Annotated in this window: 13 protein-coding genes; 4 read left to right on the forward strand and 9 right to left on the reverse strand. The window is 65.1% G+C overall.

The window, feature by feature from the left end; genetic code table 11:
• Positions 1-10: 10 nt before the first annotated feature.
• Genes ISP17_RS14250 through ISP17_RS14260 form a run of 3 tightly spaced genes read right to left on the reverse strand, consistent with a single transcriptional unit; the run spans position 11 to position 3,242 of the window.
• Entirely contained in the window at positions 11-1,219 is a 1,209-nt protein-coding gene (locus ISP17_RS14250; protein ID WP_404634258.1) for an ABC transporter permease, read from the reverse strand.
• Positions 1,219-1,938: an ABC transporter ATP-binding protein gene (locus tag ISP17_RS14255; RefSeq protein WP_404634260.1), complete on the reverse strand. Its 720-nt coding sequence runs from the start codon at positions 1,936-1,938 to the stop codon at positions 1,219-1,221. Before ISP17_RS14255 ends, ISP17_RS14250 begins: the two co-directional genes overlap by 1 nt.
• A complete protein-coding gene (locus ISP17_RS14260; protein ID WP_404634262.1) occupies positions 1,935-3,242 on the reverse strand; it encodes an efflux RND transporter periplasmic adaptor subunit in 1,308 nt (435 codons plus the stop codon). Before ISP17_RS14260 ends, ISP17_RS14255 begins: the two co-directional genes overlap by 4 nt.
• A 267-nt stretch (positions 3,243-3,509) precedes the next feature.
• Here ISP17_RS14260 and ftsH point away from each other — a divergent pair, with 267 nt between their 5' ends.
• From ftsH to ISP17_RS14275, 3 genes are all read left to right on the forward strand, one after another.
• The gene (gene ftsH / locus ISP17_RS14265) at positions 3,510-5,414 is read left to right on the forward strand and encodes an ATP-dependent zinc metalloprotease FtsH (protein WP_404634264.1); all 1,905 of its coding nucleotides are present in this window, start codon (positions 3,510-3,512) and stop codon (positions 5,412-5,414) included.
• Positions 5,415-5,614: 200 nt separating this feature from the next.
• Complete coding sequence (locus ISP17_RS14270) at positions 5,615-6,181, forward strand: cysteine hydrolase family protein (RefSeq protein WP_404634266.1); 567 nt, start codon at positions 5,615-5,617, stop codon at positions 6,179-6,181.
• Positions 6,178-7,185: a GlxA family transcriptional regulator gene (locus ISP17_RS14275; RefSeq protein WP_404634268.1), complete on the forward strand. Its 1,008-nt coding sequence runs from the start codon at positions 6,178-6,180 to the stop codon at positions 7,183-7,185. The genes ISP17_RS14270 and ISP17_RS14275 overlap by 4 nt, the downstream gene beginning before the upstream one ends.
• Before the next feature lie 216 nt (positions 7,186-7,401).
• On the opposite strand, the gene ISP17_RS14280 is transcribed toward ISP17_RS14275, so the two are convergent.
• The 4 genes from ISP17_RS14280 to ISP17_RS14295 all read right to left on the reverse strand — a co-directional run bounded on the left by ISP17_RS14280 (position 7,402) and on the right by ISP17_RS14295 (position 9,481).
• Positions 7,402-7,866 carry a hypothetical protein gene (locus ISP17_RS14280; RefSeq protein ID WP_404634270.1) on the reverse strand — a complete coding sequence of 155 codons (465 nt, stop codon included), beginning with the start codon at positions 7,864-7,866 and terminating at the stop codon, positions 7,402-7,404.
• A gap of 36 nt (positions 7,867-7,902) precedes the next feature.
• On the reverse strand, positions 7,903-8,325 hold the full coding sequence (locus ISP17_RS14285; protein ID WP_404634272.1) for a VOC family protein: 423 nt from the start codon (positions 8,323-8,325) through the stop codon (positions 7,903-7,905).
• Positions 8,326-8,402: 77 nt separating this feature from the next.
• Entirely contained in the window at positions 8,403-8,765 is a 363-nt protein-coding gene (locus tag ISP17_RS14290) for a hypothetical protein (RefSeq protein WP_404634274.1), read from the reverse strand.
• A gap of 122 nt (positions 8,766-8,887) precedes the next feature.
• Positions 8,888-9,481 carry a hypothetical protein gene (locus ISP17_RS14295; RefSeq protein ID WP_404634276.1) on the reverse strand — a complete coding sequence of 198 codons (594 nt, stop codon included), beginning with the start codon at positions 9,479-9,481 and terminating at the stop codon, positions 8,888-8,890.
• 146 nt (positions 9,482-9,627) lie between these two features.
• On the opposite strand from ISP17_RS14295, the gene ISP17_RS14300 reads away from it, so the two are divergent.
• Positions 9,628-10,781 (forward strand): IS3 family transposase gene (locus tag ISP17_RS14300; RefSeq protein WP_404634278.1). Its coding sequence is split into 2 segments (ribosomal slippage): positions 9,628-9,868 and positions 9,868-10,781, totalling 1,155 coding nucleotides; the frame shifts between segments, so codons are not numbered across the junction.
• Here ISP17_RS14300 and ISP17_RS14305 read toward each other — a convergent pair.
• On the reverse strand, positions 10,744-11,400 hold the full coding sequence (locus tag ISP17_RS14305) for a hypothetical protein (protein WP_404634280.1): 657 nt from the start codon (positions 11,398-11,400) through the stop codon (positions 10,744-10,746). The genes ISP17_RS14300 and ISP17_RS14305 overlap by 38 nt on opposite strands.
• Positions 11,401-11,491: 91 nt before the next feature.
• Positions 11,492-11,833, reverse strand: coding sequence for a hypothetical protein (locus tag ISP17_RS14310; RefSeq protein WP_404634282.1), 342 nt, complete (start codon positions 11,831-11,833; stop codon positions 11,492-11,494).
• Positions 11,834-12,377 lie beyond the last annotated feature (544 nt).

Consider the following 12,377-nt stretch of genomic DNA (forward strand, 5'->3'; position numbering starts at 1 on the left):
CCAAGGGAGCTCACTCGTGCCGCAGCGCCTCGATCGGGTCGAGCCGTGCCGCACGCCGCGCCGGAAAGTAGCCGAACACCACGCCGATCAGCGCCGAGAACGCGAACGCCAGCAGGTTGATCGGCAGGCCGAACAGGTACGGCACCAGCAGCACGCGCGCCAGCACGATCGAGCCGACCGTCGCCAGCAGCACGCCGAGCAGGCCGCCGATGGATGACAGCACCACCGCCTCGATCAGGAACTGCAGCAGCACCTCGCGCTCCAGCGCGCCCACGGCAAGGCGGATGCCGATCTCGCGGGTGCGCTCGGTTACCGACACCAGCATGATGTTCATGATCCCCACGCCGCCCACCAGCAGGCTCACCGCCGCCACCGCGCCCAGCAGCAGGGTGAGCACGCGGGTGGTGCTGGAGAGCATGTCGGCGATCTCGCGCGTGTCGAGCACGTTGAAGTCGTCTTCCTGGCCCAGCGCGATATGCCGGCGCTCGCGCAGCAGCGCCTCGATGCGCTGCTTGGCCCGCGCGGTGGAGGCGCCCTGCTGCACCGACACCAGCAGCATGCCTACGTCCTGGTTGCCGGCGAGGCGACGCTGCACGGTGCGCAGCGGCATCACGATCACGTCGTCCTGGTCGCGTCCCATCGAGGACTGCCCCTTCGCCGCCAGCAGGCCGATCACTTCGCAGGCGAATTGCTTGACGCGGATCGCGCTGCCCACCGGGTTCTCGCTGCCGAACAGCTTGCTGCGGGTGGTTTCCCCGAGCACGCACACCGCCTTGCCGGCCTGCAGCTCGCCATCGAGGAACGCCCGTCCGGCGGCGAGCTTCCAACTTCCTGCGCTGAAGTACGCATTGGTGGTGCCCACCACGCTGGTGGACCAGTTGCTGGCCAGGTGCACCACCGTCACCGTGCGCGACACCACCGGCGCCACGCTGCTGAGCTCGCCCACCTGGCTTTCGATGGCGCTGGCGTCGGCCAGCCGGAACGCCGCTGCACCCGCGGTATCGCGAGTAGGACCCAGCCGCTGGCCCGGGCGCACCATCAGCAGGTTGCTGCCCAGGCTGGAGATCTGCGCGGACACCGCGGCCGTGGCGCCGTTACCCAGCGTCACCATGGTGATCACCGCGGCCACGCCGATCAGGATGCCGAGCACGGTGAGGAAGCTCCGCGTGAGGTTGCGGCGGATCTCCTTCAACGCCAGCAGCAGCGTGTTCCAGAACATCAGGCCGCCACCGCCTGGCGCGTATCGCTCTCCACCCGTCCGTCGACGAAGCGCACCACGCGCCGCGCGTAGGCGGCCATGTCCGGCTCGTGGGTCACCATCAGCACGGTGATGCCGCGGTCGCGGTTGAGCGCCACGATCAGGTCCATGATCTCGCGGCTGCGCAGCGTGTCGAGATTGCCGGTGGGTTCGTCGGCCAGCAGCACCGACGGATGCGTGACGATGGCGCGGGCGATCGCCGCGCGTTGCTGCTGGCCGCCGGACAGCGCTGCCGGCGCGTGGTGCTCCCAGCCGGTCAGCCCCACCGCGGCCAGCGCCTCACGCGCCGCGGCGTGGCGCGCGGCCGGCGGCTCGCCGCGATACAGCAACGGCAGCTCCACGTTCTCCAGTGCCGAGGTGCGCCCAAGCAGGTTGTAGCCCTGAAACACGAAGCCCAGGTAATGCCGCCGCAGCAGCGCCCGCTGGTTGCGCGTGAGCGTCTCCACCGCCGTGCCGCGAAAGCGGTAGCTGCCGGTGGTCGGCACGTCGAGACAGCCGAGGATGTTCATCGCGGTGGACTTGCCCGAGCCGCTCGGCCCCATGATCGCCACGAACTCGCCCTGCTCCACCACCAAGTCGACGCCGCGCAGCGCCTGCAGCGCCACCGCGCCCTGGCCGTAAGTCTTGGTGACGCCGACCAGCTCGATCAGCGGTGGCGCGGCGCCAGCGGTCGCGCTCACGGCGCACCGCCGAGGCTCTCGGTGATCACCCGCATGCCCGGCTGCAGCGCGTCGCTGGCCACTTCGCTGAGCTGGCCGTTGCTGGCCCCCAACGTCACCGGCACCGCCACTGGCTGCCCGTCGCGCAGCACCCACACCTGCCGCGCCTTGCCGTTGCCGCCGGCGGCGGGGCGGCTGGCGCCGTGCGGCGGCCGTGGCATCAGCTTGCTCACCAGCCCACCGGACGGCGCAGCGTTGGCTGAGGCGGGGGTAAAGCGCAGCGCCGCGCTCGGCACCAGCAGCACCTGCTTGTGCTCGCTCACCACGATGGCTGCGGTGGCGGTCATGCCCGGACGCAGGCTGAGGTCGTCGTTGTTCACCGTGAGCACGGTGAGGTAGGACACCACGCCGTCCTTGGTCTGCGAGCCGAAGCCCACGCGCCGCACCTGCGCCGGATACTCGCGCCCCGCGTACGCGTCCACGGTGAAGGTGGCGCGCTGGCCGTCGCGCACCAGGCCCACGTCGGCTTCGTCCACGTCCACCTGCAGCTCCATCTTGGACAGGTCTTCGGCCAGCGTGAACAGCACCGGCGCCTGCAGCGAGGCGGCCACGGTCTGGCCCGGCTCGATCGAACGGGTCAGCACCACGCCGTCGATCGGCGAGCGGATCGAGGCCTTGGCGAGGTTGGTCTCGCCGGTGCTCAGCGCCGCCTGCGCCTGCGCCACCGCGGCCTGCGCGCTGGCCTGCGCCGCCAGCGCCCGCTGCAGCGCGGCCTGGGCGGTGTCGATATCCACCTGCGCCGGCACCGTGCCGCCGCTGCTGGCGAACATGCGGGTGAGCCGGCTCACCTGCAGCCGCGTCTCGGTCACCGTGGCGGCGGTCAGCCGCACCTGCGCACGGGCGGCGTCGAGCGCGCCGCGCGCGTTGGCGATCTGGTCCTTGAGGCGCGACACGTCGAGCTGCGCCAGCACCTGGCCGCGCTTCACCGTGTCGTTCACGTCCACCCGCACCGCTTCCATGATGCCGGACAGCTCGCTGCCCACCTCCACCTGGTTGGTCGGCTGCAGGTTGCCGGTGGCCGCCACCGTCACCACCAGGTCGCCGCGCGTGACTTCGGCGGTCTGGTAGCGCGGCTGCGCGGCGGCACTGCTGCGCCGGAGCAGCACGTAGCCCATGCCGGCAAGCACCAGCACGCCCAGCAGCACCAGCAGCCAGCGCAGCGCGCCACGCCAGCGCCGGCCACCGGACGCCGTGCCCAGCACGGTCGCCATCGCCGGAGCGCCGGACGACGGTGTCGCCGCGGGCTTGTCCACCGGCGTCACCACGGGCGCATCCCGGCCGTCGAACCGTGCGATCCCCGCCTCGAAAGCCTCATCGCGACACCCTTTCCTGCGCGGCCGATCGCCCACGTCCACACACTAGGGCCGGCCGACACCCCGGGCCTTGACCCCCATCAACGCGGGAATGCGCGCCTCCGCGCCACGTCAGAACACGGCTTCACGCTTCCGCTCCGATTGACCGGCATCAACACGCCCACGCACCGCAGCCCCTCTCATGGGAACGATCCCGCCGCGCGAAGGCCTGCGCCGCCCATGAAGCCCAACCTCCAGACCTTCCTGCGCTACTGGCTGCCGCCGATGCTGCTCCTGCTGGCGTTCCAGCTGGCCATCCGCATGCAGCAGGGCAGCGTGGAGTCCATTCCCTACAGCCAGTTCCGCACGGCGCTGCAGGCGGGCGAGATCCAGAGCGTGCGCGTGGGCGACAACGTGATCACCGGCACCTACAAGGCCACCGGCGCCGATGGCAAACCCCGCCAATTCACCACCGTGCCGGTGGCGCCGGAGCTGGCCGATGCGCTGGCTGCGGCCAAGGTGGAGTTCAGCGCCGCGCCCGGCCCCGGCCTGTTCATGCGCCTGCTCGGCTGGATGTTGCCCACCCTGCTCTTCATCGGCGTGTGGCTGCTGGTGCTGCGACGCATGGCCGGAGGCGCCGGCGCGGCCGGGCTCACCGCGATCGGCAAGAGCAAGGCCAAGGTGTACGTGGAGCGCGATATCCGCATCACCTTCGCCGACGTGGCGGGCGTGGACGAGGCCAAGGAAGAGTTGCAGGAAGTGATCCGCTTCCTGCGCGAGCCCAAGAGCTACGGCCGGCTCGGCGCGCACATGCCCAAGGGCATTTTGCTGGTGGGACCACCGGGCACCGGCAAGACCCTGCTGGCGCGCGCGGTGGCCGGCGAGGCTGGCGTGCCGTTCTTCTCCATCAGCGGCTCGGAGTTCGTCGAGCTGTTCGTCGGGGTGGGTGCCGCGCGCGTGCGCGACCTGTTCGAGCAGGCGCGGGCCAACGCGCCGTGCATCATCTTCATCGACGAGCTGGACGCGGTGGGACGCGCCCGCGGCGCATCGCTCCCCGGCGGCGGGCACGACGAGAAGGAGCAGACGCTCAACCAGCTGCTCAACGAGCTGGACGGCTTCGACCCCAGCAGCGGCGTGGTGCTGCTGGCCGCCACCAACCGCCCGGAAATTCTCGACCCCGCTCTGCTGCGCTCCGGCCGCTTCGACCGGCAGATCCTGGTTGACCGACCAGACAAAAGCGCACGCCTGGCCATCCTCCAGGTGCATCTGCGCAAGCTGGTGCTCGACCCCGGCGTGGACATGGAGCAGATCGCGGCGCTCACCACCGGCTTCAGCGGCGCCGACCTCGCCAACCTGGCTAACGAGGCGGCGCTGCTCGCCACGCGGCGCGGCGCGGATGCGGTCACCGCCGACGACCTGGTGAGCGCGCTGGAGCGCATCATCGCCGGCCTGGAAAAGCGCAGCCGCGTGCTCACCCCCAAGGAGCGCAAAGTGGTGGCCTTCCACGAGGTGGGCCACGCGCTGGTGGCGCTCGCGCTGTCGCAGGAAACCCGCGTGCAGAAGATCTCCATCGTGCCGCGCGGCATCGGCGCGCTGGGCTACACCATCCAGCGCCCCACCGAGGACCGCTTCCTGATGGGCCGGCCGGAGCTGCAGCAGCGCATGGCCGTGCTGCTCGGTGGCCGCGCGGCGGAAATGCTCGAGTTCGGCGACGTATCTACCGGCGCGGCGGACGACCTGGCCAAGGCTACCGACATCGCGCGCAGCATGGTCACCCAGTTCGGCATGGTCGCCGAGCTGGGCACCGTGAGCTACGAACCGGACGCATCCTCGGTGCTGGGTGTGCCGCTCGACACCTGGCGTCCGCGCCAGTACGCCGAAGTCACCGCCGCCGCCATCGACCTGGCCGTCAAGCATCTGCTCGACCAGGCCCTGCTCACCGCGCTCGATGTGCTGCGCCGCTATCGCCCGGGGCTCGACCAAGCCGCCACCCGCCTCCTGCAGTGCGAAACGCTGAGCGGCGAGGAGCTGCGCACGATCATCAACGCCGCCGGCGAGCCGCTGCCCGCCGCCGCTGCGGAACCCGGCGAGCCGGCGGAACCGGTGCACGGCGCTGCGTCAGCGCCGGTCGCCGCCCGGCGGTAGTCGAGTCGACTGACGCGACAGCCGGGCGGCCGTTTGCCGCGAGGCGGCGCCACCGCATTCGCACGCCGATTGAGGCGCCAGGCCCCAGCAGACCAGTCCGCATGACCATGTCCGATTTTGTCTGTTTGCTGTCGCAGGCTGGCACTCGGTATCGTTGAGAACTCCTGAAAATGGCGACTCCAACCCCAACGGAGCTTTCCATGAATACATGTCTGCTAGTGATCGATGCGCAAGAATCCTTTCGCCACCGCGCGTACTTCCGGGAGGACCGCTTCGCGCCCTACCTGGCTGCCCAGAACGCGCTGATCGAGCAGTGCGTCGCCGCCGGCGTGCCGGTGGTGCGCATCCTGCACCAGGACGGTCCGGACGCCGCCGACAACCCCTTCTCCGCCCGCTCCGGCCACGTCCGCCCGATCGACGGGCTGGTCGAGTTCGACGCCGCCGCACAGTTCGTGAAGTCCCGGCACAGCGCACTGGTGGGCACCGGGCTGGACGTCTGGCTGGTGCAGCACGGCATCCGCCGGTTGATCGTCAGCGGCATCCGCACCGAGCAGTGCTGCGAGACCACCACGCGCAACGCCTCCGATCTCGGCTGGGAGGTGGACTACGTGACCGCCGCCACGCTGACCTTCGACATGACCATTCCCGATGGTGGCGTGCTGCGCGCCGACGACATCGTGCAGCGCACCGAGACCGTGCTGCGCGACCGCTTCGCCACCCTCTGCACGGTGGACGAGGCCGTACGGCGGGCCAGGTCGCAGCCGTGAAAACGCCGGTGCGCGTGCTGTTCGCCCTGTTGCCGGACAGCCTGGCGCTGGACTGGGCCGGCCCGGCGGAAGCGCTGCGCATCGCCAACGGCGTGCTGGCCGAACAGGGCCAGCCGCCGGCCTTCGCGGTGGAGTTCGTCGGCCCCGACCCCGAGCCGATGACCTCGGTCGGCATCCGGCTGCGCGACATCGCGCCGTTGCCGGTGCTGGGTGAGGACGACCCGCGCCCCACCTGGATCGTGCTGCTCGGGCAACCGGGCAGCGCGTTCAACGTGCGCCGTACGACGACGCGCCGCCTGCTCGACTGGCTGCGCCCGCTGCAGCTGCACGAGGGCCGACGCGAACTGGTCTGCGTGTGCGCCGGCAGCCTGCTCGCCGCACACGCGGGGCTGCTCGACGGCCGCGACGCGACCACCCATCACCAGCATCTGGACGAACTGCGCGCGGCGGCACCGCATTGCCGCGTGGTGGCCAATCGCGTGTTCGTCACCGCGGACGCGGTGTGGAGCAGCGCCGGCGTCACCACCGGCATCGACCTGATCCTGCACCGCATCGCCGACGTCTGCGGCCCACTGGTCGCCGCGCGCGTGGCCGAAACGATGGTGGTGGCACTGCGCCGCGGCCCGGCCGACCCGGAGCTGTCGCCGTTCCTCGCCCACCGCGGCCACCTGCACCTGCCGTTGCACCGGCTGCAGGACGCCATCTGCCAGCAGCCGCAGGCCGACTGGACGGTGGAGGCAATGGCGCGCGTCGCCTGCGTCTCGCCCCGGCATCTGGCGCGGCTGTTCGCATTGCACGCCGGCACCTCGCCGCTGCATTACCTGCAACGCATCCGCCTGACCACGGCCGAAGCGGCCCTGCGCGCTGGTGCCCGCGTCGGCCAGGCAGCGGAACTGGCCGGCTTCAGCTCGGACGTGCAGCTGCGCAGGGCCTGGAGCCGACTGGGCAGCGCCGGGGACACACCGTCCCGCGCGCGCCGTCTACGCGGCGATACCCTGTCTTGATCCTCCGGCCCCGGATCAAGCAAGAACCCATGCCCACCACCCATCGCCCTGCCAGTGCATGACGTGCCGGCACGCGCCTTGCGCGGCATCCACCACAAGCTCTTTGCGTCAATGACGGATGATCGCGAGAAACGGTCGATTGCTGATTGCAGCAGTGTCCCGTGAGAGCGAATCGCCTAAAAGCGACCGGCCTCGCAGCTGGCCCCAGGTTGGGCCTCATCGCGCTTGCTCGTCTGCTTGCCGGATCTGGTCGTCCAGCACTCGAATGCAAGCGTCTCTGAGAGGGGCCAGGTCCTTGTCAGCCACAGAGAGCAAGGCTTGACGACGCTTGCCCAATTCCTCTGCCTGTGCGGCAAAGCGGTCAACGAACTCGTCTCCCAGGTTCCCGAGAATTCCTTCAAGGCACGGCCTGCAATTGCCATGGCCGCTCCGCCGTAGCTCCTGCAGAAAGAGGCGAGGATGAACTCGGATCAGACCACCTAGCACGATGTCTTTGTCTTCTGCCGCCGCACCGTCGGTGTCAAGCGCAAACAACGCCCTCACGGAGGCGCGATCGCCCACTGCGACTGCGGCACGGAAGGCAAGAACCTGTTGTTCAGAAGCCGACGTTGCGCCCTGTCCATTCGAGGGAGAGCACGAGATCCAAAGTAGTGCAGCAAGAATCGTCGAGATGCGAATCATGAGCCTTCACGGTGAGATAAGGCGTCGGCGCCGTCCTCAGCGCGGCTTGGACGAATTGCCAGGTGTCACGTCTTGACCTGACTGGGGCAATGGACTGGTCAGCACAACGGCGTAGCCGTCCAGGTCACGTAGCCAGAGCTCCCAATTCAGATTCTCGCTGAGGTGGCTAGGCCGAGTGACTTCCACTTGCATCTCGGCCGCTCGTTGCACCGCAGCTTCATAGTCCTCCAGTTCAAACCACAACAGCACGCCATTGCCGTGAGGGCGCAGGTCCGGATCACCCAGACGGCCGTGTTGATGTTCCTCGTTCCAATCGTGCAGCTGAAGAATCAGACGACCTTTTGAATTGAGCCTTTCATACTTGGTGCCGCCGTGACCGCTTTCGCACCCCAGCAAGCGCTGATACCAGCGGCTACTTACCTCAACGTCTTGCACGCAAATCAGCGGAGCGAGTCGCATATGGGCCTCCGGCATGTATGGTGACGCCTAACGCTTGAGTTAAGCGGCGCCGGCACGGCGCCCGTTTGAATGAGTGGTTAGATTTGTTTTTGCTCGTCACTGAGAGATGTCTTAGCGAATTTGAAAAAGTATAGGCTAGCCACAAATACGATGGAATTGAATATTGCGTCAGACAAAGAGCCGAAGTGCTCGGGGCCATCGAACGCCACTGCTAGCCACATTGCCAGCCCCGCAAATATTCCGAAAAGCGCCCAGATTTTGACAACAATATAGGACCAGGCCGGGTCGAAATAGATGACTGCCAAAACGAAGGCTTGAACGGTCAGTGGCAATAGCGCACGAATGTTCCCTCCGGCTAAAGTGACAAGGTTGTTCACGCTGAGAAGTCCGAGAGCCGCATATAGCGTCGTGGCGAAATGTTTTTGAGCGTTTTTTGGCATGGCGCCCATTCTTCCGGTGAATCTAACGCCCAAAATCAGCGGCGCGGGAACCGCGTCCGCCGCATTGAGATGTTAGCGGCCAACGCGAACCTTGGGTACTTCGCCAGCGATAGGAACTACAACTATTTATCACGCTCTGCCGCCTTCTTACGATGATCGTACGGTATCTTACGTGGAGCTGCGTTAGGAATCGGGAGGGCATCTGGCAGAGAAAGATATTCAAAAAATCCGTCTATTTCAGGCATTCCGCGAAGCATATTAAGGTTATGCATTTGTATGGCACAAGCCATGCCCACCACCGCGACATCGCGTATCGTGCACTTATGGGTCTCCTTGCTCAACTTGTCTTTTTTGCCGTGTATGTCGACAAACACGAACTCATTGGAGCCAGGTGCAGCCTTATACCAATAAGCGTGCAGGTAGCGATTTCTGTCGGTGAGCACGACTTCGAATCTATCGCAAAGGTTTGAGTAGATGCGTGAGATTTCGTCTGACTTGTCAGCCACGAAGCCTCTCAACCTCCTCAACTTCTCTGATGGCGGAAGCGTCAGTATTTCGCGGTATAGCGTGGGCTTGTCGAGGCGCTCGGCGAAGCCCACAAGGTGACTGAAGACGAACTCATAATTGGCAAACTGGATTGCTATGTTGCCAAGCTCTTCGGCAAGCTCCCGAGGCCAATCAGGGTTCCGACTCCAATTTGGATTTCCGTAGAGCATGTTGGCCTACACCCCGTGGGACTTCATCGACCGCTAACGCTGGAATTGAGCGGCGGCGTAGCCGTCCGCCTCGAATGATTGGTTGGGTTCTACCCCGTTAACGCGGACACTTCCAAGAAGGTCGAAGATCGGCCAAAAGGAGTGTCATGACCAAGCGAAGAAAGTTCAGCGACGAGTTCAAGCGTGAGGCCGTTGGGCTGACCCGCCAGCCGGGTGCCAACCTCAGTCAGATCGCCGGCGACATCGGGGTGGGTGCGGGTGTTCTCGGCCGGTGGCGCCGAGAGCTGGAGGCGGGCAAGACGAAGACCTTCACCGGCTCGGGCGTGCCCCGTGACCAGGAGATGGCCACGCTCAAGCGGGAGCTGGCCCGGGTGAAGAAGGAAAGGGATTTTTTGCGCGATGCGGCAGCGTTCTTCGCCAGGGAATCGAGCTGAAGTATCAGACGATCCAACGCTGTCGCGGTGCTTACCCTGTCCAGTTGATGTGTCGATGCCTGAAGGTGTCGACCAGCGGCTTCCATGCCTGGAGCAAGCGGCCCACAAGCGCTCGTGCGCTCGACAACCAGCGCTTGCTGGCGCGAATCCGCGAGCATCACGAGGCCAGCGATGGCGTGATGGGCATGCCGCGCATGCACGAAGAGCTGGGCTACGACGGTGAGACGGCCAGCCGAAACCGGGTGGCGCGCCTGATGTCTCGGTACGGCCTGTTTGGCGTGCCGCGGCGTCGGCCGATCCGTGGCAAGCGCACGGGCGTTCGGCCCGGTCATGTGAGGAATCACCTTGAACGGGACTTCTCAGCGCTGGAACCGAACACCAAATGGGTCACCGACATCACCTGCATCCACACCGGCGAAGGCTGGCTGTACCTGTGCACCGTGCTCGATCTCTACAGCCACAAGATTGTTGGCTGGTCGATGTCCGGCATCCAGGATCGGCACATGGTGATCAAGGCGGTGCTGATGGCCTGCTGGCAACGTCCGGACCGGAGTCCCTTGGTGCTCCACTCCGACCGCGGCACGCAATTCACCAGTGGGGACTATCAGCGCTTCCTCGCCGACCACAACATCTGCAGCAGCATGAGTGCGGTCGGCCACTGTGCCGACAACGCAGCGGCCGAAGGCTTCTTCGGCATGATCAAGCGCGAACGGATCCACCGCCAGCACTACGTGACCCTGGGCGCCGCGCGCTCGGACGTTTTCGATTACATCGAACGCGTCCACAATCCCCGCATGCAACGCAGACTCGATGCTCGGGACTTGGCCTTTAAGGCCTTAACTCAACCGTCCGCGAAAACGGGGTAGAACCCTTGCGACCTTTGACGCTCTTAGTTTTGACGTTGACCAACTTCAACGCATCTGGCATTGACTCCTCCAGCAGCAAATCGGGTCGTAGCGTTCCATCCACACGGATCGCCCAGTTTTCAGCCGGTTTGACCGAGATTAGTACCTTAGAGTTCTCTCCCGGTTCTTCATATGCGATCCAATCCACAGACCAAGTTACCAGTTCGTCGGTACTTTTCAGGAAGTACCAAACGATGTCCACGAATCGGTGGCATTGCTCCAGGCTTGGCGGGTCGGAATCTTGATGTTCTATCAGGTTCCGGACCTCAAGCAATTCCTTTAGAAGTGTTGGTCGAACAAGGCCAAATTCCTGCATCCTTTCGAGGAGCTGACGCTTGGCCAGATTGGTTGGGAGTTTGTCAAAGTGATAGACACTTTGCAGCGATTTGAGGCGTTGGTTGATGGCACGTCGCAAGGCGCCGATGCAGTCGACTCGATGCAGATCTGTTGGGTCCCCTTCGAGGCGCTTGGCGGCATGCTCCCAAATGGTGTGCCCTCTGAATAGGAAGTCGATCTCATCAACCCCGCTGCGCTCATAAGCGTCAAACGGCCACTCATAGACTTCTGAACTAAGGTACATGTCGCTTCCTGGCTATGAGTAGCGGGGCGTACTTCTGAAAAGCCTAACGCCGGAATTAAGCGGCGGCGCAGCCGTCCGCTTGGATGAGTGGTTAGGTTGCAGTGCTTTGCGCTACAACCTGGACAGGAAGATCTCGGACGTTTTCTGGAACATCGGTTGTGCCAGCGTACTCAAGCATGAGCTCATTGTCTTGAACGAATGCGAGATAGCTACCAACTACTTCGCCCACTTGGCCAAGAACCATCGGATGGCTAAGAACCGTGCGTGCCTTGGGCAACAAATGATGGCGAACGGTTAGGAAGTACCCAACGCCAGAATGGTTGTAGCTAACGAACTCGGCGTCACGGCAGACGGCCTCCACTACAGCGTCGCCGAGCGTTGCAGTGCCAAGAAGCCGAAGTGCTTCAACTTCAAATGCGCGAAAGTGGCTCATCTGCGGCCTAACGCTGGAGTTGAGCGGCGGCGTAGCCGTCCGCCTCGAATGATTGGTTAGGACGCTTGCACGAGGCCCAAACCGATGATTACCGCAAATAGAACGAGACACGAAGGTAGGCAAAACCGAATGCGCCTGGCATATGCAGCGGCGAGAGAAGAGTTGAGCTGACCCAATTGCGGACCGTAGGCGATACGAATCAATGCTACCGAGTGCCTACGACCTCCAAAAATATGCTGACAACTATAGATGGAGTCTAGCGAGCCACTACTTTCCCCAAGCCATTCGGGTTTTTCCGCTTTGACAATGTCACGAAACTTCCAGAACGAATACATGTACGTGCCCGTGCAGCCCGCGAAAAGCCAGCCCATCACCATCACCGTTAGCTGCAACATGTGTGAGTCCTAACGCTGGAGTTAAGCGGCGGCGGAGCCGTCCGCCTTGAACGAATTGTTAGGCTCACCTTTGCACATGTAGTCGGAGCTGGGCTAGTACGCCGGGATCGATCGAGCCGAACACGGCGAGCTGCTGGGCAGTGAGCGTG

Origin of the sequence: Dyella ginsengisoli, assembly GCF_044904665.1 — a bacterium.
GTDB classification, from domain to species: Bacteria; Pseudomonadota; Gammaproteobacteria; order Xanthomonadales; family Rhodanobacteraceae; genus Dyella_A; species Dyella_A ginsengisoli.

Coding starts and splice junctions, on each gene's coding strand:
- ISP17_RS14270 (WP_404634266.1), top strand. CDS start 5,615: ATGAATACATGTCTGCTAGTGATCGATGCGCAAGAATCCTTTCGCCAC.
- ISP17_RS14290 (WP_404634274.1), bottom strand. CDS start 8,765: ATGCCAAAAAACGCTCAAAAACATTTCGCCACGACGCTATATGCGGCT.
- ISP17_RS14305 (WP_404634280.1), bottom strand. CDS start 11,400: ATGTACCTTAGTTCAGAAGTCTATGAGTGGCCGTTTGACGCTTATGAG.
- ftsH (WP_404634264.1), top strand. CDS start 3,510: ATGAAGCCCAACCTCCAGACCTTCCTGCGCTACTGGCTGCCGCCGATG.
- ISP17_RS14285 (WP_404634272.1), bottom strand. CDS start 8,325: ATGCGACTCGCTCCGCTGATTTGCGTGCAAGACGTTGAGGTAAGTAGC.
- ISP17_RS14250 (WP_404634258.1), bottom strand. CDS start 1,219: ATGTTCTGGAACACGCTGCTGCTGGCGTTGAAGGAGATCCGCCGCAAC.
- ISP17_RS14280 (WP_404634270.1), bottom strand. CDS start 7,866: ATGATTCGCATCTCGACGATTCTTGCTGCACTACTTTGGATCTCGTGC.
- ISP17_RS14310 (WP_404634282.1), bottom strand. CDS start 11,833: ATGAGCCACTTTCGCGCATTTGAAGTTGAAGCACTTCGGCTTCTTGGC.
- ISP17_RS14295 (WP_404634276.1), bottom strand. CDS start 9,481: ATGCTCTACGGAAATCCAAATTGGAGTCGGAACCCTGATTGGCCTCGG.